The following is a 25,267-nucleotide window of genomic DNA, read 5'->3' on the forward strand; positions in this document are numbered from 1 at the left end:
CAGCGCAACGCAGCGCCCTTGACGCGGTCCGCGCAAGCACGACACTGACAAAGAAGCGAGCGGCCCAACGGCCACCTCACTCACGAGCGTCCACGGCGACACACTCGAACCACACGGTCTTCCCGCCACACGGCTCAGGATCGACCCCCCACTTGTCGCTCACCGCAGCGAGCAGCGCGAGTCCTCTCCCGTGCTCCGCATCAGGCGCCAACCCGACCGGCACACGCGGGAGTTGATTACACCCGTCGGTCACTTCCACCCTCACTCCGGCCGGCTGCCGCAGCAACAGCAGGGCACACCGCCGGCCCGGAACATGGCGTACGACGTTGGCGAGCAACTCGGTCACGCCCAGTTCCACGGCGTCGGACAGCCCGGCCATCTCCCACTCGCGCAGAAACGACCGCACGATGCGCCGGACATGCCGTGCCGAGTGCTCACCGACGGTGAGACGCATCGTGTACTGGGCGCCGCGCGGGGCGAGAAGAATCGGGGGAATGTATTCGTTCACGGCACAAGGCTGACCTCCACTGACTACGCTCGGCTACGGCACGAATACAACCGGTCCCGCCGTGGACCGAGTTGCGCGAAAGGGGCTGCGCGTGACCCACATCAACGTCCTCGACCCGGGCGCGTCACCGCTGGATTACTACGGCTTCGAGCTTCGCCGCCACCGGGAGGCCGCCGGCCTGACCCAGCGGCAACTCGGGGACATCGTCAACTACACGGGCTCACTGGTCGGCCAGATCGAGACGGCGAGGAAGCTGCCGACGGCCGAGTTCAGCGAACGGGTGGACGCGGCGCTGGGAACGGGAGGACTGCTGTCCCGCCTCGTCACACTGGTGATGCGCAGTCAACTTCCGGGTTGGTTCCAGCAAGTGGCTGAGCTTCAGGCGAGGGCCACCGGCATGTACTGCTTCGAGATGGGCATGGTGCCCGGTCTGCTGCAGACCAGGGCATACGCGCGTGCTGTCCTGGGTGCGCTGGACGTGACCGACCTGGACGACCGAACCGCCGTACGCCTGGACCGGCAGCGTATTTTCGAGCGGGACGAGTCCCCGCTCTACTGGGTGATCCTCTTCGAGGCGGCCCTGTATCTGGAGATTGACGGTCCTGGGACCATGCGCGGGCAACTGGACCACTTGTTGTCCTTCGAGCACAACCCGTTGATCAACATTCAGGTGCTGCCGTTCAAGTCCGGAGCGCACGCCGGAATGACGGGCTCGTTCGACATCTATCGGTTCGCGCACGATCCGGCCATCGTCTATACCGAGGGCTACGGCAGCGGGCACCCGACTGCGAATCCGGACACTGTAAGGGACTGCTCGCTCCGTTACGATCATCTTCAAGCCGCCGCCCTCCCTCTCAGGGAATCGGCGGAAATGATCCGGCGAGTGATGGAGGAACGCTATGGAGATCAATTGGCGTAAGTCCAGCTACAGCAGTGACCAGGGTGGCAACTGCGTAGAGTTCGCCGAAATCCCCACCTCCGCCATCGCCGTCCGGGACTCCAAGAACCCGGCGGGCCCGATCCTCACCCTCGGCCCGGCCGCCTTCGCCACCTTCCTGGACTGGACGGCGACCGCAACCGCCGAACTGCCGTAACGCGGCCCTTCTCGCAGGACCCGGAAGTAACCGGCAGGAGCGCATGGCGAAGGCGGCGGCCCCGGGGATCAGGGGGCCGCCGCCTTCGGTATGGGTGGGCTGTCAGTACCAGCCGTTGGACTGCCAGAAGCTCCAGGCGTCGCAGGCGCTGCCGTAACGGTCCTTCATGTAGTCCAGGCCCCACTCGATCTGGGTGGCGGGGTTGGTCAGGGCGGGTCGCGGTGTGCGTGCCGGACGCGGCGGGGCATGCGGCGGCGCCGTGACCCGTGGGGGCACATCGGCGCCTGGCGACCGCTCCACGGAAACAAATCCCGCGACTGCCCGCAAAGGTCCCTTTTACTAACCGCGGTCGCAGGGCGGGTGCCGTGCACGTGCAGGGACGGCCGGTGGCGGGTGCTGTGACGCCGTGCGGCACGTGGCTCGGCTACGGCCGTGGTTCGTAGGTGACGCGGGTCATGTGGGGTGCTTCACCCACGTGGTCACGGCGTGCGTGCGGGGCCTCACCGAGGGGCGTCCGCGAAGGTGACCGGCGCCTCGAAAGCCGCCCTGCGGGTGGCTCGGCGCAGGGCCTTGAGGAGCGGGGTGCCGAGGGTGAGGGTCAGGGCGACGGTGACCAGCGCGCGGCCCAGGTCCCAGCCGAGGGAGGTCGCCAGGCAGTAGGCGAGGAAGCGGGCCAGGTTGTCGGGGAGCGCGGCGTCGGGGGAGAAGGAGATGTTCGAGGCGAGGGCGGACATGAAGGGCCAGCCCGCCATGTTCATCACCGTGCCGTAGGCGAAGGCGGCCAGGAAGCCGTACACGGTGAGCAGCCACAGTTCCGCGCGGCCACGCAGGCGATCGGCGCCCGGCAGCAGCCCCGCGCCCATCGTGAACCAGCCCATCGCCAGCATCTGGAACGGGAGCCACGGCCCGACACCGCCGGTGAGCAGGGCGGACGCGAACATCGTCACCGAGCCGAGGACGAAGCCGAAGCCCGGGCCGAGGACCCGGCCGCTGAGGACCATGAGGAAGAACATGGGCTCAAGGCCGGCCGTGCCCGCGCCGATCGGGCGCAGCGCCGCGCCCGTGGCGGCGAGGACGCCGAGCATCGCCACCGCCTTGGGGCCCAGGCCGGACTCCGAGATCGTGGCCGCCACGACCGCGACCAGGAGGACGAGCAGGCCCGCGAAGAGCCACGGCGCGTCCTGGGCGTGGGCGTTCAGGGTGGAGGTGGGCGGGGCCAGGAAGGGCCAGCCGAAGCCGGCCACGCCCACCGCGCTCACCAGGGCGAGGGCCAGCAGCGAGCGCGGGCCCAGGCGGATGGCCCGGGCCTGGCGTTCCGTGTTCACCGTGGTGGTCATCGCAGCGCCTCGCGGACCTGGGAGACCGTGAGCCAGTGCTGCGGGGCCAGGATCTTCGCCACCTGCGGGGCGAAGGACGGGGACGCCACGACCACGTCCGTCGCCGGGCCGTCCGCGATCACCTCGCCCTCGGCGAGCAGGACCACCCGGTGGGCGAGCTCCGCCGCCAGTTCCACGTCGTGCGTGGCCATGATGATCGCGTGGCCCTCGGCGGCCAGCCCGCGCAGGATCGTCACCAGGCGGGCCTTCGCCGCGTAGTCCAGGCCTCGGGTCGGCTCGTCGAGGAGCAGCAGGGGCGGGCGGGCGGTGAGGACGACCGCCAGGGCGAGGGTGAGGCGCTGGCCTTCGGAGAGATCGCGGGGGTGGGTGTCGTCGGCCACTGCGGGGAGGAGGTCTGAGAGCAGGGCTCGGCAGGTGCCGGGTGTCGCGCCCGCGTCGTCGTCGGCGGCCACGCACTCGGCCGCGACCGTGTCGGCGTAGAGGAGGTCGCGGGGTTCCTGCGGGACGAGGCCGACGCGGCGGACCAGGTCGCGGGGGCGGGTGCGGTGGGGGATCGCGTCGCCGGTGCGGACCGACCCGGAGGACGGTTCGACCAGGCCCACGAGCGCGCCGAGCAGCGTCGACTTCCCGGCGCCGTTGCGGCCCATGAGGGCGATCGTCTCACCCGGGGTGACGGTCAGGTCGACGTGGCGCAGGGCCTGGACGCGGTCGCGGCGGACGGCGAGGGAACGGACTTCGGCCACGGGAGAGGCAGCGGTGGTGTCCGGCTTCGTGCGCTTGAACAGGCGTCTGCCGGGGGTGGGCGGGGCCGGCTGGAGTGGGCGTGCGGTGTGGTCCAGCCGTGGCTGCCGGTCCGTGAGGCGGTCGCGCAGGGGGGCCGCCCTGCGGCGGGCGTCGCGGACCGTCAGGGGCAGGGGCGACCAGCCCGCCAGGCGGCCCAGGTCCACCACCGGGGGGACGACGGGGGAGACCGCCATCACCTCCGCCGGGGTGCCGAGGAGCGGGCGCTCGCCGGGGCCCGGCAGCAGCACCACCTGGTCGGCGAACTGGATGACGCGTTCCAGACGGTGTTCGGCCATGAGGACCGTGGTGCCCAGATCGTGCACGAGGCGCTGGAGGACCGCCAGGACCTCCTCGGCCGCCGCCGGGTCGAGTGCGGACGTCGGTTCGTCGAGGACCAGGACCTGGGGGTGCGGGGTGAGGACCGAGCCGATGGCGACGCGCTGCTGCTGGCCGCCGGAGAGGGTGGAGAGCGGGCGGTCCCGGAGACCGGCGAGGCCGAGGAGGTCCAGCGTCTCCTCGACTCTGCGGCGCATCACGGCCGGGGCGAGGCCCAAGGACTCCATGCCGTAGGCGAGTTCGTCCTCCACCGTGTCCGTCACGAAGTGGGAGAGCGGGTCCTGGCCCACCGTTCCCACGACGTCGGCGAGTTCACGCGGCTTGTGGGTGCGGGTGTCACGGCCCGCGACGGTGACCCGGCCGTGCAGCGTACCGCCGGTGAAGTGCGGGACCAGGCCGCTCACCGCGCCCAGCACCGTGGACTTGCCGACACCGGACGGGCCGACGAGGAGCACCAGTTCGCCCTCGGGGACCTCGAAGTCGACGCCACGCACGGACGGTCGTGCCGAGCCGTCGTACGTCACCGACACGTTCTCGAAGCGGATCACGTCGGCTCCTTGCGGGTGTTCGCGGCCTCGGGGCCGGGGGTGAGGAAAGCGGGGAGCAGGCCGATCAGGACGGCCGCCGCCGGCCACAGGGGGAGGGTCGGTGCGACGAGCGGGACCACACCCGGATGCAGGGCCGCCGGGTCGCGGGAGGCGGCGAGGGCCAGCAGAGCGGCGACGGCGGCTCCGGAAGCGGCGACCAGCCAGGCCCGCATGTCCCACCGGTCGGGGCGGTAACGGGTGCGCAGGGTGCGACGGCCGCCCAGCCACAGGCCCGCGAGAGCGGCGGCGACGCCGGCGAGGAGGACGGGGAGTCCGTAGGCGCCCCCCTCGGCGGTGAGCAGTCCGTACGTTCCGGCGCAGACGCCGAGCAGGCCGCCGAGGGTGAGGGCGGCGGTGGTGCGGCGGACGGCGGGCGGGACCTCGGCGGTACGGCCGTATCCGCGCGCGTCCATCGCGGCGGCGAGGGCGACCGAACGCTCCAACGCGCCCTCCAGGACCGGCAGTCCGACGTGCAGCAGGCCGCGTACGCCCTTGTCGGGGCGCCCGCGCAGACGGCGGGCGGCGCGCAGGCGTTGGACGTCGGCGATCAGGTGGGGCGCGAAGGTCAGCGCCACGACGACGGCCACGCCGAGTTCGTACAGGGCGCCGGGGAGGGACTTGAGGAGGCGGGAAGGGCTGGCGAGGGCGTTCGCCGCGCCGACGCAGAGGAGGAGCGTGGCGAGTCTCAGGCCGTCGTAGAGGGCGAAGGTGAGGGCTTCGGCGGTGACCTCGCCGCCGAGGCGGATGCCCTGGGCCCAGTGGGGGAGGGGGACTTCGGGGAGGGCGAGGAGGACGTGGGTGCCGGGAATGGGAGAGCCGAGGGTGAGGGCGAAGGCCAGGCGGATGAGGAGGACGGCGAGGGCGAGTCTGACGAAGGCGCCGTAGGAGCGGGACCAGGGGGTGTGGGGGCGGCGGGTCGCCACGACGTAGGCGGAGACGGTGATGAGGAGGGCGAGCAGGAGGGGGTTGGTGGTGCGGGTGGCGGCGGTGCCCAGGGCCAGGGACCAGAGCCACCAGGCGCCGGGGTGCAGGGGGGTGCGGTCGTGCTGGTGGGCGGGGGTGCGGTGCTCCTCCGGCGGTTGCCAGGAGCCTCCCCCGCTCTCGGCCTCGCTCGAGCGGGGGGACGCCCATCGCCCACCCGTGCCGCCCCAGCGGTACGACTGCCCGCGGCTGGGGCGGCGCGGCTGCCCGTCGTCGGGCGAACTAGCCACGGCGGCGGACCTGCCAGGTGGCTGCCGCTGCCAGGAGTGCCACCGCCGCGATTCCGGCTGCGAGGCCCAGGGACGGGCCCGTGTCGGTTTCCCCCTGCTCGGGGGCCGGGTCCTTCTGTGCCGATATCTGCTCGCCGCAGCCCTTTTCCGGGTAGCCCGTGATGGCGCACAGCAGGGCGTTGGTGTCGTAGCGCAGGGGTTCGGCCACGGCGGCCAGGGCGTCGGCCGTGGTGGCGTCCTCGGGGACCCGCGCGCAGGCCGTGCGGGCCGCGGGCGGGGTTTCGCCGGGCGGGGCGTCGGCGGGAGTACCGAAGTCGATGACCAGGGCCACCCGCTTCTCGCCCTCCCGCGCCGGGGTCTCGGCGCACAGGGTGGCGAAGTCGGCGGTGCCGCGGGGCTTCGCCGCGTCGGCGGAGTCCTCGCTGACGGAGAAGCGGAAGCCCTGTACGTCGCCGTCGGCCGGGCGGACCAGGGACGGGCCCTGGGTGGCGTACGTCCAGGCCGTGCCGTCCCGCTCCCAGAAGGACCAGTAGCGGTAGCCGGCGGCCTGTGCCTGGCCCGCGCCCGCCGGCAGGGACACGAGCGCGGCCAGGAACAGCACGGTGGCCCGGCGGATCACGGCTGCCGCCTCTTCCTGCGGCCGCTGATCAGGATGCCGATGCCGATACCGGCGACCAGACAGACGCCGACGAACCACCAGACGCCGAAGCCGGAGTCCGGCTCGTCCTTGTCGTCCTTGGCCTTCGCCGTCGCCTCGAGGGCTCCGCCGGAGGCGGACGGGCCGGTCGCCGTGAGCTGCTTCACCAGGTCGGTGCCGCCGAAGTCGCGCGGGTCGGCGCCGGCGGCGTGGGCGGCGAAGACCAACTGGGCGTAGGCGGCGGGACCGCTCTGGGCCGCCCAGTCGGCGGCGTTCTCCTCCAGCCAGGCCAGGGACTTCCCGGCCTGCTCGGTGGCGCCCTGCGCGGCGAGCGCGACGACGGCGTCGGCGGTGTTGCCGTAGTCGGGCTGGTCCTCGGCGCCGGGAAGGGCGGAGGTGAGGTGGGCGTCCTCGGCGAGGGCGTCCGTGAGATGGGCGGCACCGTTGGCGGCGGCCTGCGCGGGGCCGTCGGCCTTCTCGCAACCGGCGTCCGCGTTCCGGGCCTTGCCGGGCCCGGTCACCAGGCCCTTGCCCAGCGAGCCGAGCACGCCCGCCGCCGTCGCGTCCGCGTTGGCGACCAGTTCGCCCTTCTTGTCCGGCTGGAAGGCGAAGGCGCCCGCGCCGTCGCCCTCGCAGGGGAGCGCCAGCTTCAGCAGGGCGTCGTAGGGGGACCTGCCGTCCTTCTTCACCTCGGCGGGATTCCCACCGGAGGCGGAGAGCGCGCCGATGACGACGGACGTGGAGTTCGTGTCGCTGGCGCCGCCCGCGGTGTAGCCCCAGCCGCCGTCCTTGTTCTGCGCGGACTTCAGCCAGTCGACGGCCTTGTCCGTCACGTCGTCGTGGCCGCCGAGCGCGGCGAGGGCCTGGACGGCGGCGGCCGTCTGGTTGGTGTCGACCATCGTCTTCGCGTCGCACGCCTTCGCGGGGTCCGCGCGGTACGGGGCGAAGGAGCCGTCGGCGCACTGCTGACCGGTCAGCCAGTCCACGGCCGCCTTCGGCGGCTCGACGCCCGCCGTGTGCTGCGCGAGCAGGGCGAGCGACTGGCGCCAGACGCCGTCGTACCGCGGGTCGCCGTCGCCGTACAGGGCGGAGGGGAGTGCCGGGGACGGCGAAGGGGACGAGTCGGCGGCCGCCGGTGCGGCGGCGCCGATCACGGCGACGGCGGCGAGGACCGCGGCGCTGCGGAGGACGTTCATGATCGGCGGGTGCCTTCCCTGCGGGAGGGCCGGGCAGCACGGGACATCCCGGCGGCTCGGCTCCGTATGTCTCGACGGTGCCGTGCACCGGCGGAGCGCCGGGCACGCGAGCCGGTCACGAACCGTGCGGGGCAGTCCGGCTCACCGTCTCGGCGGACGGTTCACGACAGGGGCCTCCCCGGTCCGAGCGAAGTCGGGAACTGAGGAAGGGTCAGCGCCGGAATTGCACCGGCTTCCCCCCGTACGGGCGTGATGACGACGCCCGCCACTCTACCCGCCCGCAGGAAAGGGGCCGGGGGTGCCTTCGCCTTCCCGGCGGGCGTGGGAGCCCTGGGGGAGACGGTGACCGGCCCGCACCCTCGGTGGGGTGCGGGCCGGCTGGAAGGGGCGGTGGGTCAGGAGGCCGTGCAGGCGCCGACCTGCGGCGGGGGCGCGGTGCCGCCGTTCACGGTGAAGCCGAAGCTGGTCGAGGCTCCGGCCGCCAGGGTGCCGTTCCAGCTGGGCTTCACCGTCATGACGTTGCCGCTGCTGTCCCAGGTGGGTGAGCCGTTCCAGACGGCGACGACCTTCTGCGGGGGCGTCATGGTGACGTTCACGCTCCAGCCGGAGATCGGCGAACTGCCCGCCGTGATCGTCACCTTGCCGTTGTAGCCGCCGCCCCACTGCTCCGCCGTGGTGTAGGTGGCGGTGCAGGCCGCGTCGGGGTCGCCCGGGTTGCCGGGGCCGCCCGGGGTGCCGCCCAGGGTGCTGAGCACGGCGTCGTAGGCGGGCTTCTTGTTGTAGTTGTCGTCGAACAGCAGGGGCGTGCCGCTCGCCCGCCACGAGTACTTGTCCGGGATGCCCCACACCGTGATGCCGGTGCAGCGCGTCACCGCCAGGCAGGCCCGTACGACATTGGCGTAGTTGGTGGCCTGGGCCGACCCCGAGCCCTCGATGTCCAGCTCGGTGATCTGTACGTCGACCCCGAGGTCGGCGAAGCGCTGGAGGTTGGCCCGGTAGTCGGAGGGGACGGGGGAGTTGCTGTTGAAGTGGGACTGGAAGCCGACGCAGTCGATCGGCACGCCACGGGACTTGAAGTCCTTGACCATGGCGTAGACGGCATTGCTCTTCGCGTTGACGCCGTCGGTGTTGTAGTCGTTGTAGCAGAGCTTGGCGTTCGGGTCCGTCGCGCGGGCGGTGCGGAAGGCCTCCTCGATGAAGCCGTTGCCGAGTTTGTCCTGGAAGGGCGAGCTGCGCCGGGCGCCGCTGTTGCCGTCCTGGAACGCCTCGTTGACCACGTCCCAGGAGTGGATCTCGCCCTTGTAGTGGGTCATGACCTGGGTGATGTGGTTGTTCATCGCCGACCGGAGGTCGGTGGCGCCGAGTCCGGAGACCCAGCTCGGCAGCTGGGAGTGCCAGACCAGGGTGTGCCCGCGGACGTCCATGCCCCGGCTCTGGGCGTGGTTCACGATCTGGTCGGCGCGGCTGAAGCTGAAGGAGCCGCGGCTGGGCTCCACGGCGTCCCACTTCATCTCGTTCTCCGGCGTCACCGAGGTGAACTCGGTGTTCAGCGTGGAGACGTACTGCGCCTCGCCCAGGTGGTTCGCGGCGACCGCGGCACCGAAGTAGCGGCCCTTCTCGGCCGCCGCCGCGCCCAGGGTGTCGGCGGCGTGGGCGGCGGTCTGGGGGAGTGCGGCCAGGGCGGTGACGGTGAGCAGGGCGGTCGTCGTGGCGCTCAGGCCGGCGCGCAGGCGGCCGCGCGTGCGGGGGCTGCCGCCTCCGTCTCCCGTTCTCGTTCGCTTTCTGATCATGCGCATGTCATCCCTTCTCCGGTGGGGGTCCGTGGTGCGGATCGGCGGGGATTGCCGGCTGTGCGGTCGAACGAAAGTTTCGGACTCGGCTCCGAATTTCTGCGGAGACGATACGGAGCAATGGGAGGGTGGTCAACCGTTTGCGCACGGTGAGCTTCGGTGCTGGTGGGTAGAGGAAGGCGGATACAGGAGCCTGTCGTCACCCACGGAAAGCTGTCGAAAGTTTCGTCAGCTGTGCTCGGACGACGTCGGGGCGGTCAGGTCCATCAGGCGGCACACCGTCTCGATGTCGACCTTGACCTGAGCGATGGAGGCGCGGCCCGAGAGCCAGGTGATCAGGGCCGAGTGCCAGGTGTGCTCGATGACGCGGACCGCCGAGAGCTGGTCCGGTGTGGGATGGGTGAGCTCCATGGCGTCCAGGATGATCTTCGTGGTCTGGCGGGAGACCTGGTCGACCTCCGGGCTCACACTGCGGTCCGCGAAGGTCAGCGCGCGCACCATCGCGTCGGCCAGCTGCGGCTCGCGCTGGAGTGCGCGGAAGGCCCGCATCAGGGTCTCCGCCACCCGCTCGGCCGCGGTCTCACCGGCCGGCGGCTTCTTCCGCAGCGTTGCGTGCAGGTGCTCCAGCTGGTCCTGCATCGTGGCGACCAGCAGATGGATCTTGGACGGGAAGTAGCGGTACAGCGTGCCGAGCGCCACCTGGGAGGACTCCGCCACCTCGCGCATCTGCACCGCGTCGAAGCCGCCCCGGCAGGCCAGCTGGGCGCACGCGTGCAGGATGCGGCGCCGACGCGCCTCCTGCCGCTCGGTGAGCGGCGAGGCAGGGGAGGTGCGCGTGGTGCCGGCGCCGGCCGCCTTGGTCGCCTTGTCTCTGCTGGCTTCCGCGGGCATGGGTCCCGTCCGTGACAGTCGGTGAGGGTGGATGATCGGACAGCATGGCACGCCGTCCGTCGTGGCGTGAATCACCTGATCCACTGCTCACAGTGCAGCTACCTGCCGGTAGATTCGGATCCTCCGAACGATCAACTCTGAAACTTGTTCTAGATTAGCGTCCCGTCGTAATCTCGCGGGACAGTGCAGGGAGAAGGGGGCCCAGAGTGACTGCTGAGGCCAGTCAGGCCGGGCCCTTGGAAGGTCCCGCATCCGACGGCTTGCGACCGCTCCGCATCGCACTCCTCACCTATAAGGGAAACCCGTTCTGCGGCGGCCAGGGCGTCTACGTACGCCACCTCTCGCGCGAACTGGCCCGCCTCGGGCACCGCGTCGAGGTCATCGGCGCCCAGCCCTACCCGGTCCTCGACGAGGGGCACGACGGGCTGCGCCTCACCGAACTGCCCAGCCTCGACCTCTACCGCCAGCCCGACCCCTTCCGCACCCCGAAGCGTGACGAGTACCGCGACTGGGTCGACGCGCTGGAGGTCGGCACCATGTGGACGGGCGGTTTCCCCGAGCCGCTGACCTTCTCCCTGCGCGCCCGCCGCCATCTGCGCGCCCGCCGCGGCGACTTCGACGTCGTCCACGACAACCAGACGCTCGGCTACGGCCTCCTCGGCGACCTCGGCGCCCCCCTGGTGACCACCATCCACCACCCCATCACCGTCGACCGGCGCCTGGAACTGGACGCCGCCGAAAGCTGGCAGCGGCGCTACTCGGTGCGCCGCTGGTACGCCTTCACCCGCATGCAGAAGCGGGTGGCGCGCCGCCTGCCGTCCGTGCTCACCGTCTCCGGCAGCTCCCGCCAGGAGATCGTCGACGACCTCGGCGTACGGCCCGACCGTATCCACGTCGTCCACATCGGCGCCGACACCGACCTGTTCGCCCCCGACCCGTCGGTGCCGGTCGTACCGGGCCGGATCGTGACCACGTCCAGCGCGGACGTGCCGCTGAAGGGGCTGGTCTTCCTCGTCGAGGCGCTGGCGAAGGTGCGGGCCGAGCGGCCCGGGGCGCATCTCGTGGTCGTCGGCAAGCGGCCCACGGAGGGGCCCGTCGCGCAGGCCATGGAGCGCTACGGCCTCGAGGGCGCCGTCGAGTTCGTCAAGGGCATCTCGGACGCCGAACTGGTCGACCTCGTGCGGTCGGCCCAGGTCGCGTGCGTGCCGTCGCTGTACGAGGGCTTCTCCCTCCCGGCCGCCGAGGCCATGGCCACCGGTACCCCGCTGGTCGCCACGACCGGCGGTGCCATCCCCGAGGTCGCCGGCCGCGACGGGGAGACGTGTCTCGCCGTACCGCCCGGCGACGCGGGGGCGCTGGCCGCCGGGCTGAGCAGGCTGCTGGGCGACCCGGAGTTGCGCGCACGGCTCGGCGCGGCCGGACGGGAGCGGGTGCTGCGGCACTTCACCTGGGCGCGCGCCGCGCAGGGCACGGTGGCCCGCTACCGCGAGGCGATGGCCCTCGCGGGTCACGCGGGTCGGGTGGGTCGTGCGGGCCAGGACGCCGCGGACCCCCGCTCCGCGGGCGCGATCCCCCGCCGCTCCGCGGCAGGCCCCGACCGCTCCGCGGCAGGCCCCGACCGCTCCGCGGCACCGGCCGCCGACCGGACGGCGATCACACCCGCGGGCCCCACCGCGGCCACGCCTCCCGGCCGTTCCGCGCCCCCCGCCGACCGGGACACCGCCCCCGACGCCCCCGCGGGCGCGGGCGCCGTGTCCGTGCCCGCAGCCGAAACCTCCGACCGCGAAAGCAGGGCCACGTGCTGACCGTCGACTTCTCCCGGTTCCCGCTCGCCCCGGGCGACCGCGTGCTGGACCTCGGCTGCGGGGCCGGCCGGCACGCCTTCGAGTGCTACCGGCGCGGCGCGCGGGTCGTGGCACTCGATCAGAACGGCGAGGAGATCCGCGAGGTCGCCAAGTGGTTCGCCGCGATGAAGGAGGCCGGGGAGGCGCCGGCCGGTGCCACCGCCACCGCCATGGAGGGCGACGCCCTCGCCCTGCCCTTCCCCGACGAGTCCTTCGACGTCGTGATCATCTCCGAGGTGATGGAGCACATCCCCGACGACAAGGGCGTACTCGCCGAGATGGTGCGCGTGCTCAAACCCGGCGGCCGGATCGCGATCACCGTGCCGCGCTACGGACCGGAGAAGGTGTGCTGGACGCTGTCCGACGCCTACCACGAGGTCGAGGGCGGTCACATCCGCATCTACAAGGCGGACGAACTGCTGGCGAAGATCCGCGAGGCCGGTCTGCGCCCCTACGGCACCCACCACGCGCACGCGCTGCACTCCCCGTACTGGTGGCTGAAGTGCGCGTTCGGCGTGGACAACGACAAGGCGCTGCCGGTGCGCGCGTACCACAAGCTCCTGGTCTGGGACATCATGAAGAAGCCGCTGGCCACCCGGGTCGCGGAGCAGGCGCTGAACCCGCTGATCGGCAAGAGCTTCGTGGCGTACGCGACCAAGCCCCACCTGCCGCGCGCCGGGACGGAGGCGGACGCCACGTGACGACCCCCCGGACCCCTCGGACGGAACACCTCGTCCTGCCCGGGGTCCTCACCGCCGGGCAGGCCGCCGCGACCGTCGCCGGTGTCCTCGCCGTGCAGCGGGAGGACGGGGCGATCCCTTGGTTCAGGGGGCACCACCTCGACCCGTGGGACCACGTCGAGGCCGCGATGGCGCTGGACACGGCGGGCGAGCACGAGGCCGCCGAGCGGGCCTATCTCTGGCTGGCCCGGCACCAGTTGGAGGACGGCTCCTGGTACGCGGCCTACGCCGACGGCGACCCGCTCGACATCACCGACCGGGGACGGGAGACCAACTTCGTCGCCTACGTCGCGGTCGGGGTGTGGCACCACTACCTCTCCACCGGTGACGACACCTTCCTGGACCGCATGTGGCCCTGCGTGTACGCGGCCGTGGAGTTCGTGCTGCGGTTGCAGCAGCCCGGCGGGCAGATCGGCTGGCGGCGCGACGACGACGGCACGGCCACCGCGGACGCGCTGCTCACCGGCTCCTCGTCCGTCCACCACGCGCTGCGCTGCGCGCTGGCCGTCGCCGAGCAGCGCGAAGAGCCCCAACCCGACTGGGAGTTGGCGGTGGGCGCGCTGCGGCACGCGATACGGCACCATCCCGAACGGTTCCTGGACAAGGACCGCTACTCGATGGACTGGTACTACCCGGTGCTCGGCGGCGCGCTGACCGGCGCCGAGGCCAAGGCCCGCATCGAGGAGGGCTGGGACCGGTTCGTCGTCCCCGGACTCGGGGTGCGCTGCGTGGTGCCCAACCCGTGGGTGACCGGCGGCGAGTCGGCCGAACTCGCCCTAACCCTCTGGGCGGTGGGTGAGTCCGACCGCGCGCTGGACGTGCTCCAGTCGATCCAGCACCTGCGCGATCCGGAGACCGGCCTGTACTGGACGGGCTACGTCTTCGACGACGACGCGATCTGGCCCCGCGAGCTGACCACCTGGACGGCCGGCTCCCTGCTGCTGGCGGTCGCCGCCCTCGGCGGCCACGACGCCACCTGCGCGGTCTTCGGCGGCGAGCACCTGCCCAGGGGGTTGGACCCGGACTGCTGCGCACTCGCCTGACCCGAGCCGACCCGCCGACCCGACCCGAGCCGACCCGAGCCGACCCGACCCGGCCCGGCCCGACCGGGTCGGCTCGGCTCAGTGCCGGCGCAGGCGGCCCGCGATGGCGTGGCCGATGAACAGGTAGACGATCGCCGCGAGTCCGTAGCCGGCGACCACCCGGGCCCACGCCTCGTCGAAGGTGAACAGGTCACGCGACCAACCGGCCAGCCAGTTGGCGGCGTCATGGACGAACCGCACCAGGTCATTGGCCCGGTTGGCGTCCAACAGGTACATCAGAATCCACAGTCCGAGGATGACGGCCATGATGTCCGCGATCACCGCGACGACCGTCCCCGCGGAGTTGGAACCAGTGCGATATCGAGGGGACATGCTTTCCGAATGGCCCCGAAAGTCCGCCTGAAACCCGGACGGTGCGACAACGGCCCCCCGCCCGGAAGGGCGAGGGGCCGCGACGAGGAAGGGCCGGGGGGTTCAGCCGCGCTGGATGCCGGAGGTGTCCTGGAGGACACCGCGACGGCCGTCCTGCGTCTGGGCGACGAGCGCCGGGCCGCGCTGCTCGACCGCCAGGTACCAGGTACCCGGGGCCAGTTCGGCGATCGGCGTGGGCGAGCCGTCCTCCGGGAACAGCGGCCGGGGCACCGGCACCGCGAACCAGAACGGCGAGAAGTCACCGGCCGGTGCCGGGACGGGCTGCGGCTGCTGCGGCTGGCCCGGGAAGGGCTGCTGACCGGGCTGCCCCGGCTGCGGCTGACCGCCGAAGGAGGCCTGCTGCGCACCCGGGTAGCCGTAACCACCGGGCGGCTGGGCGCCGTAGGGCTGCGGAGCGGCGGGACGGGCGGCCGGAAGGAGGGCACCCTTGAGGGCGGGCACCAGGGGGGTGGCGACAGCGGCGGCGGCCATGACGAGCGTGGCGACGAGGGCCAGGATCAGACCGGTACCGGCGTCCGGGCCGTCCGAGGAACCGCCGCCGATGTTGTCGACGCCGCCGGCCACGTCGAAGATGTTGCCGAGCGCGCTCCAGGCGGCGAACACGGTGAACGCGACACCGAACTGGCCGAGGTCGAGCCCCGCGACCTTCGGCGACTGCGGCAGGCCACGGGCGACGACGACGAGCGCGGCGCCGATGATGCCCGCCAGCACGACTCCGAGCACGACCGGACCGCTGCCCCACAGGCTGGGCAGGTCGTAGCCGTCGGGTGCGCCGTCGACGGAGTAGAGGTCGAGGAACGACGCGATGAACAGCAACACCGCTGCTCCGATCACCACGCCGTCGCCTCGAGTGAGGGAGCGGATATTCACTTCAGGTCCTTCGTAGGTCGTCTCGTCGTCGGAAGAGGCGTCGCTGTCACCGTGTCGCCCGAAGGCCCGGGTGTGAAGCGCGGGGGTGGCCCCTCATCGTGCGGACGACACTATCGTCCGTACGATCGGGCTGTCCGCCTGGATCAGCGCGCCGATCCCTACCCGCGCAGGAAACTCACGATTCCGTCGGAAATCCCTTGCGCCGCCTTCTGCCGCCAGGCACCGCTGGTCAGCAGTGCCGCGTCCTTGCTATCGCGCATGTTGCCGCACTCGATGAACACCTTGGGAACCGTTGACAGATTGAGACCGCCCAGGTCCTTACGTGTGACGAGACCGGTACCGCCGCCGACGTAGTTGGACGGCGCGCTGCCCGTGACGCGTACGAAGTTGCCCGCGATGCGCTCGCCGAGTGCGCGGGACGGCTCGACGATGGGCCGGGTGTTGGCGGCACCGGCCCGCACGGCGCCGGGGAGGATCACATGGAAGCCGCGGTTGCCGGTGCCCGAGCCGTCCGCGTGGATCGACACGACGGCGTCGGCCCCCGCCTTGTTGCCGATCCGGGCCCGCTCGTCCACGCACGGCCCGAACGGCCGGTCGGCGTCCTGGGTCAACCGCACGGTGGCGCCCTGCTCCTGGAGGAGCGTGCGCATCCGGTGGGCGACGTCGAGGGTGAACTTCGCCTCGGCGTACCCGTCGTTGGTGGACGTCCCGGTGGTGTCGCACTCCTTGCGGTTCGTTCCGATGTCGACCTGGCGGTTGATCTCGGTGGTGTGCTGGAAGTTGCCCGGGTTGTGTCCCGGGTCGATGACGACGACCTTGCCCTTGAGCGGCCCGGACGCGGCGGGCGCGGAGGCGGAGGGGGACGTGTCCGTGGGGGAGGCGCCGGGCTTCCCGCCGTCGGGGCCGGCGGTCGGTGACGCGCCGGCGGAGGACGGCGCGCGCGACGTGGCCGAGACGGATGCCGACGCGGACGGCGAGGTGGACGCCGGGGTGGACGCGCTTCCCGCCGCCCCCTTGTCGTCCCCCGGGCCACCCACGGACGCATACACCGCCCATCCGAGCAGCGCCCCCGGTACGAGCGCCGCGAGCGCCACGGTCAGGGGCCCACGCCGGGGCCGTCGGGGCTGGGGCGGTTCGAAGCCGGGACCTGTGTACGACACGTCAGCCACCCTAGGGCCTGTCTGGCGATTCCCGCCTGGCGGTGGCTCAGATGCCCGCGCCCGTCCGGCGCAGTACGCGCAGCGAGCCGGTGGCCGATACCTCGGTGAACGCGCCGGATGCGAGAGCCCGGACGTAGACGCGGTAGGGAGCCTGACCGGTCAACTCGTCCACCGGGTCGGGGAAGACGTCGTGGATGACCAGGAGGCCGCCGTCCGTGACGTGCGGGGCCCAGCCCTCGTAGTCGGCCGTGGCGTGTTCGTCGGTGTGGCCGCCGTCGACGAAGACGAGGGACAGCGGGGAGTTCCACAGAGCCGCGATCTGCGGGGAGCGGCCGACCAGGGCCACCACGTGGTCCTCCAGGCCCGCCCGGTGCAGGGTGCGGCGGAAGGTGGGGAGGGTGTCCATCAGGCCCAGCTCGGCGTCGACCGTCTCCGGGTCGTGGTAGTCCCAGCCGGGCTGCTGCTCCTCGCTGCCGCGGTGGTGGTCCACGGTGAGCGCGGTGACACCGGCCGCGCGGGCCGCGTCGGCCAGCAGGATCGTGGAGCGGCCGCAGTAGGTGCCGACCTCCAGGAGCGGCAGCCCCAGGCGGGCGGCCCCGGCCGCCGCCGCGTACAGGGCCAGGCCCTCGTCCACGGGCATGAAGCCCTTCGCCGCCTCGAACGCGGCCAGGATCCCGGGCCCGGGTGCCATCGACATGGGGCTTTCCTCTCCCGAGGTCGTACGTGGGTGCACCGCCCCCATGCTGCCTTACCCCCTGCCGGTGCGACCGACAGGGGGTACCGCCGGGTAACAAGGTCGGGCGGGAGACCAGGAGGCCGGGCGACAAGTGGTACGCCGGGCGGAGACCTGACGGGTCAGGTGAGAACGAGAGGCGATACGCCGGGCGGAGACCCGACAGGTCGGGCGAGAAGCGGTACGCCGGGGCGGAGACCCGACGGGTCAGGCGGAGACCGTCTCGCTCGGCAGGGACAGGTCCAGGTCGACCGGGCGCTCGTCGCCCGCGTGGGTCGCCGGGGCTGCGAGCGGGGCGTGGCCGGTGGCGCGGGCGGCCAGGACGTACGGGCCCTGTGCGGGGACGGCGAGGACGTAGCTGCCGTCGTCGGCGGAGACGGTGGCGCCCGCCTGACGGCCGCGGCGGTCGATCAGCGTGACCTTGGCGCGGGCGACCGGGGTGCCGGTCGAGTCCAGGACCCGCCCGCGGAAGCCGCGCAGGGCCGCCTCGGCGCGCTCCAGGTTCGCGTCCTCCTCACTGCTCGCCCGCAGCAGCGTCCGCTCCGACGGCCGCCCGCCGGGCAGGAACAGGGCCAGGATCAGGCCGACGGCCACCGCCGCCGTCGCGATCAGGAAGGAGACGCGGAAGCCGTGCAGGGTCGGGACCGCGACGCCGCCCGCGGTGTTCGCGGTGTTGGCCAGCACCATGCCGATGACGGCGCTCGACACCGACGTGCCGATGGAACGCATCAGGGTGTTCAGGCCGTTCGCCGCACCCGTCTCGGAGGCCGGGACGGCGCCGATGATCAGCGCGGGCAGGGAGGAGTAGGCGAGGCCGATGCCCGCGCCGAGGACCACCGAGGTGACGACCGTCTGCCAGGCGGCGTCCATCAGGCCGAGGCCGCCGCCGTAGCCGGCCGCGATGATCAGCAGGCCGAGGATCAGGGTGGTCTTCGGGCCGTACCGGGCGGAGAGGCGGGCGTAGACGGGGGCCGTGAACATCATGGTCAGGCCCAGCGGGGCCACGCACAGGCCCGCGACGACCATCGACTGGCCGAGCCCGTAGCCGGTGGCGGCGGGCAGCTGGAGCAGCTGGGGCAGGACCAGGGAGACGACGAAGAAGGAGACCCCGACCATGATCGACGCGAGGTTGGTGAGCAGCACCTCGCGGCGGGCGGTGGTGCGCAGATCCACCAGCGGCGAGGACAGGCGCAGTTCCATCAGGCCCCACAGGAGCAGGACCACGGCCGCCGCGCCGAACAGCGTCAGCGTGGTGCCGGAGGTCCAGCCCCAGTCGCTGCCCTTGGAGACGGGGAGCAGGAACAGGACGAGCCCGGCGGACAGGCCCAGCGCGCCCGGCAGGTCGAAGCCGCCCTTCGCGCGGGCCGGGGACTCCGGCACGACGAGCAGGGTGAGCGCGATCGCGAGGACACCGAGGCCGGCGGCGCCGAAGTAGAGGGCGTGCCAGTCGGAGTGCTGGGCGACCAGCGCGGCGGCGGGCAGCGCGAGACCGCCGCCGACGCCTATGGAGGAGCTCATCAGGGCCATCGCGGAGCCGAGCCGCTCGCGGGGCAGCATGTCGCGCATCAGGCCGAGGCCCAGCGGGATCGCGCCCATCGCGAAGCCCTGGAGCGTACGGCCGGCGATCATCACCAGCAGGTCGCTGGTGAACGCGCTGACCAGCGCGCCGACCACCATCACCGCGAGGCTGGTGACCAGCATGCGCCGCTTGCCGTACAGGTCGCCGAGGCGGCCCATGATCGGGGTGGCCACCGCGCCGGACAGCAGGGTCGAGGTCAGCACCCAGGTGGCGTCGGCGGGCGCCGTGTCCAGCAGTTGTGGCAGATCCTTGATGACCGGGACCAGCAGGGTCTGCATCACCGCGACAACGATGCCCGCGAAGGCGAGCACCGGGACCACGGCCCCGCCCGCTCTGCCGGAAGGACGGTCGGTCGTCGTCTGCGTCATGAAGGGTGCCTCCAGGTGCCGGCCGGTTCGAGGGAATACGTGCAGATCGAACCCCGTACACCGAGGCAACTATTCCGATGCTTCGGCACACTAACGAATTCTTGACCGTTCCTTGAGCATGTGACGACACGACGGCACGCCACGGTCCGGTCGCCTCGAAATCGCGATGCGTGGAACGGGGACCGGCTGAGAGCATGGCGCGCATGCTCGAAGCCACCGACACCGCCCGCGTGTCCGGCCGTGCCTCGCCCCCCACGTGGCTGGTGGTGGCGCTCGCCTGTGCCGGGCAGTTCCTCGTCGTACTCGACATCTCCGTGGTGAATGTCGCACTGCCGTCCCTGCGCACCGGTCTGGGACTCGACGAGCAGGGCCTGCAGTGGGTGGTGAACGCCTACGCCATCGCCTTCGCCGGCTTCATGCTGCTCGGCGGACGCGCGGGTGACCTCTACGGGCGCAAACGCATGTTCCTCGTCGGCCTCGGCCTGTTCACGCTGGCCTCGCTGGCCGGCGGGCTCGCCCAGGAGGGCTGGCAGCTGCTGCTGGCGCGGGCGGTGCAGGGACTCGGGGCGGCCGTGCTGGCCCCCTCCACGCTCACCATCGTCACCTCCGCGGTGCCGGAGGGCGCGGCCCGTGCCCGGGCCATCGCGACCTGGACGGCCGTCGGGGCGGGCGGCGGCGCGGCCGGCGGATTCGTCGGCGGGGTACTGGTGGACGTGCTGTCGTGGCGGTGGGTGCTGCTGATCAACGTACCGATCGGAGCGGTCGTGCTGGCCGGGGCCGCCCGGTGGCCGGCGGAGAGCCGGGCCGGGGACGGGCGGCGGCTCGACCTGCCGGGCGCGGTGCTGGTGACCGCCGGCCTCGCCACCCTGGCGTACGGCATATCCCGGACCGAGGCCGAGGGCTGGACGGCGACCGCCACCCTGGTGCCGCTGTGCGCCGGGCTCGCCCTCATCGCCCTGTTCCTCCTCGTCGAGGCGCGGGCCAAGGCCCCGCTGATGCCGCTCGGGCTGCTGCGGCTGCGCTCGGTGGCGTCGGCGAACGCGGCGATGTTCCTGAGCGGCTCCGCGATGTTCTGCATGTGGTTCTTCATGACCCTGTACGCGCAGAACGTGCTCGGCTACACCCCGCTGGAGGCGGGGCTGGCCCTGGTGCCGAGTTCGCTCGCCGTGATCATCGGCTCCAAGCTCGCGCCCCGGCTGATGCGTACGGCCGGCCCGCGCACCGTGGCGGTGCTCGGCACGCTGATCGCGACGACCGGCTTCGGCTGGCAGTCGACGATGACCGCGGACGGCGCGTATCTGACCGCGATCATGTTCCCGGGCATCCTGATGATGCTGGGCGCGGGCCTCGCCGGGACCCCGCTCGCCGCACTGGCCACGTCCGGCGCGGCACCGCAGGAGGCCGGTCTGGTCTCCGGGCTGGTCAACACCTCCCGCACGATGGGCGGTTCGCTGGGACTCGCGGTCATGTCGACCGTCGCGGCGGCCCATACGACGGGTTCCGCCCCGACCCCCGAGACGCTCACGGCAGGCTACGCGGTGGTGTTCGGCACGGGCGCGGTCGTGCTGGCCGCCGGGGCGGTGCTGATGTGGGTGTGGCTGCCGCGGCGGGTGGCGGCGGTGCACTGAGCGCCCCGGCCGGCGTGGAGCGCCCTGGCCGGCATCCGCCGGGGGGCTGGGCTGGACAGGTTGGTTCCTGTCGGTTCTTCTTGGTTCTTCCCGCGGCCCTCCGGCGATCAGGAGCCCCATGCCCATCGACGCAGCCAGGGCGCTCGCCGCCCCGCCCCGGACCGGCGAGATCTCCTGGACCGCCAAGGACGTCCTGCTCTACCACCTCGGCATCGGCGCGGGCCTGCCCGCCACCGACCCCGACGAACTGCGCTACACCCTGGAGTCCCGGCTGCACGTGCTGCCGAGCTTCGCCACCGTCGCGGGCGCCGGATCGCCCGGGGTGATCGACGGACTGTCCATGCCCGGCGTCGACGTCGACCTGGCGCGCGTCCTGCACGGCGGGCAGTCGCTCACCGTGCACCGCCCCCTGCCGGCCGAGGGCACCGCCACCACCACGGGACGTATCACCGCCGTGTACGACAAGGGCGAGGCGGCCGTGCTCGTCATGCGCACCGAGGCCGCCGACGCCGACGGTCCGCTGTGGACCGGCGACGCCCGGATCCACGTACGCGGCGAAGGCGGCTGGGGTGGTGAACGGGGCCCGTCCCTACGGCGCGAGGCGCCCACCGGGAAACCGGACCGGACCCTCGAACGAGCCGTCCGGGAGGACCAGGCCCTGCTCTACCGCCTCTCCGGCGACTGGAACCCCCTGCACGCCGACCCCGCGTTCGCCGAGCGCGCCGGTTTCGAACGGCCCATCCTGCACGGGCTGTGCACCTACGGCATGACGCTCAAGGCGGTCGTCGACACCCTGCTCGGCGGTGACGTCACCCGCGTGCGCTCCTACACCACCCGGTTCGCCGGGGTCGTCCATCCGGGCGAGACGCTGCGGATCCGGATGTGGCGGGGGGACGGCGAGGTGCGTGTGGTGGTGAGCGTTATGGAACGGGGCGAGGCTCCCGTCCTCGCCGACACCGCTGTCGAACACTCCTGAAGGGGCGGACGGCCGAAGCGGCGGGGGACTCCGCCGGTGGCGGACGGCCGAGCCGTGAACGACGAACGGCCCCGCTCGTCGTGCGACGGGCGGGGCCGGGTGCGCAGTGGCTGACGGTGTGTCAGGCAGCCGACTCCGCGTGTTCTTTCTCCTGTGCCGGCCTGCGGTGCCGGCCGCGCGGGGACGCCTCGGCGTCCTGCGTGGAGACCGGCCCCCGGTGCTTGCCGTGACCTGCGGCGGTCTGCCCGTCCTGGGCGGACCGCGACTCGTTCGTCCTGATGTCGTTCATCGGAAGGAATTCACCCCGTAAACACGATCTTTCCTACAGCCGGGCGAGTCTAACCGGCACCCCACGGCCCGAATCCAGACGGCCACGCCGACCGCCACTACTTCGTTACAAGCCGTCCCAGAGGCGCCTGCTGCAAGGGCACCGGGCGGGGGGCGGGAGGCGTCTCGGGCCCGCCGTGCGTCTCGGACCGCGGGACGACGGCGGGCGGTCGGCCGTCGGCCACGGGGTCCGCCAGGGGCGGAAGCGCACCGGGGCGCGGGAGCCCGCCGGCGGGCGCGGGTCCGCCTCGCACCCCCGGTGGTTCTCCGGAGCCCGGGGCGTCCGGGAGATCCACCGGCGGACGCGGACGCACCTCCAGCCCTTCCGGCTGCCGCTCCTGCCCCGGCGCCCGCAGCCCGGCCACGCCGCACGGCACCGCCCGGGTGGCGTACGGCAGCCGCAGCACCCCGTCCACCGTCCACAGTCCGGAACCGGTCAGCCATCCCTCCGGGGCCGGGAAGTGGTGCACCTGCCGTTCCGCCGGCCGCCACACCCCGACCCAGCTGCCGAGCGCGCCGTCGATGCGCAGCGCCACCGCGCAGCCCTCCGGCGCCAGCATCTGCCCCGGCTGGATCGCGAACGGCGTGACCGCGCAGTCCGCCAGCCGCAGGCACTCCGGGAAGCGCACCGGCAGCGTGCTGCCCAGCACCCCCCAGCCCAGCCGGCCCCGCCCGGGTGAGGGCGCGTCCGAGCGGATCAGCAGCAGCCCGCTGTCCGGGTCGGCGAGCAGCACCCGGTCGTCGCTCTCGGCGGCGATCTGCAGCAGCGGGGACATCTCACCGCCGCGCTCCAGGTCCACCACGACCGCCTTGGTGCGCCCGCCGGTCTCCCGGTCCAGGGCCAGCATCCGGCCCGCGCGGTCCAGCCACACCCCGCCCGAGCAGCGGCCCGGCACCTCCGCGAGATGCTCGGGCCCGAACGCGCCGCCGGCCACCAGCCACACCGCCGTCGACCGCCGGCCCACGGCGAGGGCGTACGCGCGCTCCCCGCCAGGGGCGGGCGGCAGCAGTCGCAGCCGGGTGTCCTCGTCCGGACACTCGACCGTGCCCAGCGGCAGCTCGCCGGTGCCGGGGCCGGTCGGGTACAGCAGGCAGAAGGCGTGCCGTCCGTCCACCAGCCGGTGGATGAGGACGCGCCCGTCGCTCAGGGGCTGCACCTCGGTGCCGGGTTCCTCGGGCTGGTTGCCCGGCAGCGGCACCGCGTAGGGCTCGGGGCCGTCCAGCGTCCAGCGCTCCGGGAAGAAGGAGTCGCCGGCGAGGGCGAGGCGAGCGGCGTAGCAACCGTCCGCGGTGATGGTGCAGCCCGCCCGTCCGGCTCCGTCCTGGTGTTCCGCCGCAGGTTCGATGGCACAGACCGTCATCGTTCGGTCACCTCCAGTGACGAACGTAGTTTTCGTCTGCGCGGGCGGCGGAGTGGTGGGCCCGCACTTCACACGTAAGGGTGCTCCAGGAACGATTCTCCTGAGGAAGAGGAAGGGTGTGTGCTCCAGGGAGCCGGTACTCCGGCACGGAACGGCCAGGTAGCCTTGCAGGCGTGCCCCGTCTGTCTGAAGTCATCGCCGCGCTGGACAATCTGTGGCCCGCCGAGCGGGCCGAGTCCTGGGACGCGGTCGGCACCGTCGTGGGCGAGCCCGACCAGGAGGTCACCCGGGTCCTGTTCGCCGTCGACCCGGTCCAGGAGACCGTCGACGAGGCGGTGCAGCTGGGCGCCGACCTGCTTGTCACCCACCACCCGCTCTATCTGCGCGGGACGACCACTGTCGCGGCGTCCACCTTCAAGGGCCGTGTGGTCCACACGCTCATCAAGAACGACGTCGCGCTGCACGTCGCCCACACCAACGCCGACACCGCCGACCCGGGTGTCTCCGACGCCCTCGCCGGCGCCCTGGACCTCAGGGTCGTACGGCCCCTCGTCCCGGACCCCGCCGATCCCGAGGGCCGCCGGGGCCTCGGCCGCGTCTGCGAGCTCGACCACCCGCTGACCGTCCGCGACCTCGCCGCCCGCGCCGCCGAACGCCTCCCCGCCACCGCGCAGGGCATCCGCGTGGCCGGCGACCCGGACGCGCTCGTGCGCACGGTCGCCGTCAGCGGCGGCTCCGGCGACAGCCTCTTCGACCACGTCCGCGCCGCCGGCGTGGACGCCTTCCTCACCGCGGACCTGCGCCACCACCCGGCGGCGGAATTCATGGCGGCCCGCGCCCACAGCCCCCTCGCGCTGCTCGACGCGGCGCACTGGGCCACCGAGTGGCCCTGGTGCGAGCTGGCCGCAGCCCAGCTCGACGAGATCTCCGACCGCCACGGATGGGGACTTCGGGTCCACGTCTCGAAAACGGTCACCGACCCCTGGACCGCCCACGCGGCGTCCGCCCGCCCGTCGCCCACCACCACCCTTCCAGGGAGCGCTTCGCGCGCCCCTTCGGACGCCGATACATCTGGAGCCCCCAACTGAACGCCGCGCCCGCCGACCAGATCCGACTCCTCGACGTCCAGGACCTCGACGTCCGCCTCCAGCAGCTCGCGCACAGGCGCCGGTCGCTGCCCGAGCACGACGAGATCGAGTCGCTGAACCGGGACCTCACCCAGCTGCGGGACCTGCTCGTCGCCGCGCAGACCGAGGAGAGCGACTGCGCCCGCGAGCAGACCAAGGCCGAGCAGGACGTGGACCAGGTGCGTCAGCGCGCCGCCCGCGACCAGAAGCGCCTCGACTCCGGTGCCGTCTCCTCGCCCAAGGACCTGGAGAACCTCCAGCGCGAGATCGCCTCCCTCGCCAAGCGGCAGGGCGACCTCGAGGACGTCGTCCTGGAGGTCATGGAGCGCCGCGAGTCCGCGCAGGAGCGGGTCGCCGAGCTGACCGAGCGGGTCGGGTCCGTGCAGGGGAAGATCGACGACGCCACCGCGCGCCGGGACGCGGCCGTCGAGGAGATCGACGGCGAGGTGGCGTCGGTGACGAAGGAGCGCGAGGTCATCGCGGGCTCCGTCCCCGATGCGCTGCTGGGGCTGTACGACAAGCTGCGCGCGCAGCAGGGCGGCATCGGTGCCGCGAAGCTGTACGCCCGTAGCTGCCAGGGCTGCCGCCAGGAGCTCGCCATCACCGAGCTGAACGAGATCCGGTCCGCCGCCCCCGACACGGTGGTGCGCTGCGAGAACTGCCGCCGCATCCTGGTGCGTACGTCCGAGTCGGGACTGTAGGGGCGTTC

24 protein-coding genes and 1 pseudogene are annotated in these 25,267 nt (G+C 72.7%); 9 read left to right on the top strand and 16 right to left on the bottom strand.

Annotation, left to right across the window (positions count from 1 at the left end):
• Nucleotides 1–76: 76 nt before the first annotated feature.
• Nucleotides 77–508, bottom strand: coding sequence for an ATP-binding protein (locus IE178_RS23345; protein WP_318280204.1), 432 nt, complete (start codon nucleotides 506–508; stop codon nucleotides 77–79).
• Nucleotides 509–599: 91 nt separating this feature from the next.
• On the opposite strand from IE178_RS23345, the gene IE178_RS23350 reads away from it, so the two are divergent.
• Both IE178_RS23350 and IE178_RS23355 read left to right on the top strand, forming a co-directional pair.
• A complete protein-coding gene (locus IE178_RS23350; protein ID WP_193513664.1) occupies nucleotides 600–1,427 on the top strand; it encodes a helix-turn-helix domain-containing protein in 828 nt (275 codons plus the stop codon).
• Complete coding sequence (locus tag IE178_RS23355; protein WP_193513665.1) at nucleotides 1,408–1,602, top strand: DUF397 domain-containing protein; 195 nt, start codon at nucleotides 1,408–1,410, stop codon at nucleotides 1,600–1,602. Before IE178_RS23350 ends, IE178_RS23355 begins: the two co-directional genes overlap by 20 nt.
• 102 nt (nucleotides 1,603–1,704) lie before the next feature.
• On the opposite strand, the pseudogene IE178_RS23360 reads toward IE178_RS23355, so the two are convergent.
• The 8 genes and pseudogenes from IE178_RS23360 to IE178_RS23395 form a co-directional block, all read right to left on the bottom strand.
• Nucleotides 1,705–1,809, bottom strand: a pseudogene (locus IE178_RS23360) (aggregation-promoting factor C-terminal-like domain-containing protein); the annotation flags it as partial.
• 293 nt (nucleotides 1,810–2,102) lie between these two features.
• A complete protein-coding gene (locus tag IE178_RS23365) occupies nucleotides 2,103–2,939 on the bottom strand; it encodes an ECF transporter S component (protein ID WP_193513666.1) in 837 nt (278 codons plus the stop codon).
• A complete protein-coding gene (locus IE178_RS23370; RefSeq protein ID WP_193513667.1) occupies nucleotides 2,936–4,606 on the bottom strand; it encodes an ABC transporter ATP-binding protein in 1,671 nt (556 codons plus the stop codon). The genes IE178_RS23365 and IE178_RS23370 overlap by 4 nt, the downstream gene beginning before the upstream one ends.
• Nucleotides 4,603–5,676, bottom strand: a complete 1,074-nt coding sequence (locus tag IE178_RS23375) for an energy-coupling factor transporter transmembrane component T (RefSeq protein ID WP_193513746.1) — start codon at nucleotides 5,674–5,676, stop codon at nucleotides 4,603–4,605. The genes IE178_RS23370 and IE178_RS23375 overlap by 4 nt, the downstream gene beginning before the upstream one ends.
• Nucleotides 5,677–5,848: 172 nt before the next feature.
• Nucleotides 5,849–6,475 (bottom strand): SCO2322 family protein, encoded by a 627-nt coding sequence (locus IE178_RS23380; RefSeq protein ID WP_193513668.1) that lies wholly within the window; start codon nucleotides 6,473–6,475, stop codon nucleotides 5,849–5,851.
• A complete protein-coding gene (locus IE178_RS23385; protein WP_193513669.1) occupies nucleotides 6,472–7,689 on the bottom strand; it encodes an SCO2321 family membrane protein in 1,218 nt (405 codons plus the stop codon). Before IE178_RS23385 ends, IE178_RS23380 begins: the two co-directional genes overlap by 4 nt.
• A 395-nt stretch (nucleotides 7,690–8,084) precedes the next feature.
• Nucleotides 8,085–9,479 carry a glycoside hydrolase family 10 protein gene (locus IE178_RS23390; RefSeq protein ID WP_193513747.1) on the bottom strand — a complete coding sequence of 465 codons (1,395 nt, stop codon included), beginning with the start codon at nucleotides 9,477–9,479 and terminating at the stop codon, nucleotides 8,085–8,087.
• A gap of 228 nt (nucleotides 9,480–9,707) precedes the next feature.
• Nucleotides 9,708–10,370: a TetR family transcriptional regulator gene (locus IE178_RS23395; RefSeq protein ID WP_193513670.1), complete on the bottom strand. Its 663-nt coding sequence runs from the start codon at nucleotides 10,368–10,370 to the stop codon at nucleotides 9,708–9,710.
• 206 nt (nucleotides 10,371–10,576) lie between these two features.
• Here IE178_RS23395 and IE178_RS23400 point away from each other — a divergent pair, with 206 nt between their 5' ends.
• Genes IE178_RS23400 through IE178_RS23410 form a run of 3 tightly spaced genes read left to right on the top strand, consistent with a single transcriptional unit; the run spans nucleotide 10,577 to nucleotide 13,997 of the window.
• A complete protein-coding gene (locus IE178_RS23400) occupies nucleotides 10,577–12,175 on the top strand; it encodes a glycosyltransferase (protein ID WP_193513671.1) in 1,599 nt (532 codons plus the stop codon).
• Nucleotides 12,169–12,915 (top strand): class I SAM-dependent methyltransferase, encoded by a 747-nt coding sequence (locus IE178_RS23405; protein ID WP_184765337.1) that lies wholly within the window; start codon nucleotides 12,169–12,171, stop codon nucleotides 12,913–12,915. The genes IE178_RS23400 and IE178_RS23405 overlap by 7 nt, the downstream gene beginning before the upstream one ends.
• Nucleotides 12,912–13,997 carry a prenyltransferase/squalene oxidase repeat-containing protein gene (locus IE178_RS23410; protein ID WP_193513672.1) on the top strand — a complete coding sequence of 362 codons (1,086 nt, stop codon included), beginning with the start codon at nucleotides 12,912–12,914 and terminating at the stop codon, nucleotides 13,995–13,997. The genes IE178_RS23405 and IE178_RS23410 overlap by 4 nt, the downstream gene beginning before the upstream one ends.
• A gap of 78 nt (nucleotides 13,998–14,075) precedes the next feature.
• Here the strand turns inward: IE178_RS23410 and IE178_RS23415 are convergent, their stop codons facing one another.
• The 5 genes from IE178_RS23415 to IE178_RS23435 all read right to left on the bottom strand — a co-directional run bounded on the left by IE178_RS23415 (nucleotide 14,076) and on the right by IE178_RS23435 (nucleotide 19,139).
• Complete coding sequence (locus tag IE178_RS23415) at nucleotides 14,076–14,369, bottom strand: hypothetical protein (RefSeq protein WP_184765339.1); 294 nt, start codon at nucleotides 14,367–14,369, stop codon at nucleotides 14,076–14,078.
• A 102-nt stretch (nucleotides 14,370–14,471) separates the two neighbouring features.
• Entirely contained in the window at nucleotides 14,472–15,299 is an 828-nt protein-coding gene (locus IE178_RS23420; protein ID WP_184765340.1) for a DUF5336 domain-containing protein, read from the bottom strand.
• Nucleotides 15,300–15,457: 158 nt separating this feature from the next.
• A complete protein-coding gene (locus IE178_RS23425; protein WP_193513673.1) occupies nucleotides 15,458–16,459 on the bottom strand; it encodes an N-acetylmuramoyl-L-alanine amidase in 1,002 nt (333 codons plus the stop codon).
• A 46-nt stretch (nucleotides 16,460–16,505) separates the two neighbouring features.
• A complete protein-coding gene (locus IE178_RS23430; RefSeq protein WP_184765342.1) occupies nucleotides 16,506–17,156 on the bottom strand; it encodes a class I SAM-dependent methyltransferase in 651 nt (216 codons plus the stop codon).
• A 243-nt stretch (nucleotides 17,157–17,399) separates the two neighbouring features.
• Nucleotides 17,400–19,139 (bottom strand): MFS transporter, encoded by a 1,740-nt coding sequence (locus tag IE178_RS23435; protein WP_193513674.1) that lies wholly within the window; start codon nucleotides 19,137–19,139, stop codon nucleotides 17,400–17,402.
• Nucleotides 19,140–19,333: 194 nt separating this feature from the next.
• Between IE178_RS23435 and IE178_RS23440 the strand changes: the two genes are divergently transcribed.
• Together IE178_RS23440 and chsH3 are read left to right on the top strand one after the other, a co-directional pair.
• A complete protein-coding gene (locus tag IE178_RS23440; RefSeq protein WP_193513675.1) occupies nucleotides 19,334–20,767 on the top strand; it encodes an MFS transporter in 1,434 nt (477 codons plus the stop codon).
• A gap of 118 nt (nucleotides 20,768–20,885) precedes the next feature.
• Nucleotides 20,886–21,743, top strand: a complete 858-nt coding sequence (chsH3, locus tag IE178_RS23445) for an enoyl-CoA hydratase ChsH3 (RefSeq protein WP_193513676.1) — start codon at nucleotides 20,886–20,888, stop codon at nucleotides 21,741–21,743.
• A 121-nt stretch (nucleotides 21,744–21,864) separates the two neighbouring features.
• Here the strand turns inward: chsH3 and IE178_RS23450 are convergent, their stop codons facing one another.
• Both IE178_RS23450 and IE178_RS23455 read right to left on the bottom strand, forming a co-directional pair.
• Nucleotides 21,865–22,032 carry a hypothetical protein gene (locus IE178_RS23450; RefSeq protein ID WP_184765346.1) on the bottom strand — a complete coding sequence of 56 codons (168 nt, stop codon included), beginning with the start codon at nucleotides 22,030–22,032 and terminating at the stop codon, nucleotides 21,865–21,867.
• A gap of 97 nt (nucleotides 22,033–22,129) precedes the next feature.
• On the bottom strand, nucleotides 22,130–23,431 hold the full coding sequence (locus IE178_RS23455; protein ID WP_193513677.1) for a hypothetical protein: 1,302 nt from the start codon (nucleotides 23,429–23,431) through the stop codon (nucleotides 22,130–22,132).
• A gap of 173 nt (nucleotides 23,432–23,604) precedes the next feature.
• On the opposite strand from IE178_RS23455, the gene IE178_RS23460 reads away from it, so the two are divergent.
• Both IE178_RS23460 and IE178_RS23465 read left to right on the top strand, forming a co-directional pair.
• Nucleotides 23,605–24,519 carry a Nif3-like dinuclear metal center hexameric protein gene (locus tag IE178_RS23460; RefSeq protein ID WP_193513678.1) on the top strand — a complete coding sequence of 305 codons (915 nt, stop codon included), beginning with the start codon at nucleotides 23,605–23,607 and terminating at the stop codon, nucleotides 24,517–24,519.
• Nucleotides 24,516–25,259 (top strand): zinc ribbon domain-containing protein, encoded by a 744-nt coding sequence (locus IE178_RS23465; RefSeq protein ID WP_193513748.1) that lies wholly within the window; start codon nucleotides 24,516–24,518, stop codon nucleotides 25,257–25,259. Before IE178_RS23460 ends, IE178_RS23465 begins: the two co-directional genes overlap by 4 nt.
• Nucleotides 25,260–25,267: the final 8 nt, after the last annotated feature.

The sequence above is a fragment of the Streptomyces griseoloalbus genome (genome assembly GCA_014650015.1).
In the GTDB taxonomy this organism is placed as follows: domain Bacteria; phylum Actinomycetota; class Actinomycetes; order Streptomycetales; family Streptomycetaceae; genus Streptomyces; species Streptomyces griseoloalbus.

Excerpts from the sequence above, each read along its gene's own strand:
- IE178_RS23430 (WP_184765342.1), bottom strand. The coding sequence starts at position 17,156 with ATGTCGATGGCACCCGGGCCCGGGATCCTGGCCGCGTTCGAGGCGGCG.
- IE178_RS23355 (WP_193513665.1), top strand. The coding sequence starts at position 1,408 with ATGGAGATCAATTGGCGTAAGTCCAGCTACAGCAGTGACCAGGGTGGC.
- IE178_RS23450 (WP_184765346.1), bottom strand. The coding sequence starts at position 22,032 with ATGAACGACATCAGGACGAACGAGTCGCGGTCCGCCCAGGACGGGCAG.
- IE178_RS23455 (WP_193513677.1), bottom strand. The coding sequence starts at position 23,431 with ATGACGGTCTGTGCCATCGAACCTGCGGCGGAACACCAGGACGGAGCC.
- IE178_RS23415 (WP_184765339.1), bottom strand. The coding sequence starts at position 14,369 with ATGTCCCCTCGATATCGCACTGGTTCCAACTCCGCGGGGACGGTCGTC.
- IE178_RS23365 (WP_193513666.1), bottom strand. The coding sequence starts at position 2,939 with ATGACCACCACGGTGAACACGGAACGCCAGGCCCGGGCCATCCGCCTG.
- IE178_RS23440 (WP_193513675.1), top strand. The coding sequence starts at position 19,334 with ATGGCGCGCATGCTCGAAGCCACCGACACCGCCCGCGTGTCCGGCCGT.
- IE178_RS23395 (WP_193513670.1), bottom strand. The coding sequence starts at position 10,370 with ATGCCCGCGGAAGCCAGCAGAGACAAGGCGACCAAGGCGGCCGGCGCC.
- IE178_RS23390 (WP_193513747.1), bottom strand. The coding sequence starts at position 9,479 with ATGATCAGAAAGCGAACGAGAACGGGAGACGGAGGCGGCAGCCCCCGC.
- IE178_RS23435 (WP_193513674.1), bottom strand. The coding sequence starts at position 19,139 with ATGACGCAGACGACGACCGACCGTCCTTCCGGCAGAGCGGGCGGGGCC.
- IE178_RS23385 (WP_193513669.1), bottom strand. The coding sequence starts at position 7,689 with ATGAACGTCCTCCGCAGCGCCGCGGTCCTCGCCGCCGTCGCCGTGATC.
- chsH3 (WP_193513676.1), top strand. The coding sequence starts at position 20,886 with ATGCCCATCGACGCAGCCAGGGCGCTCGCCGCCCCGCCCCGGACCGGC.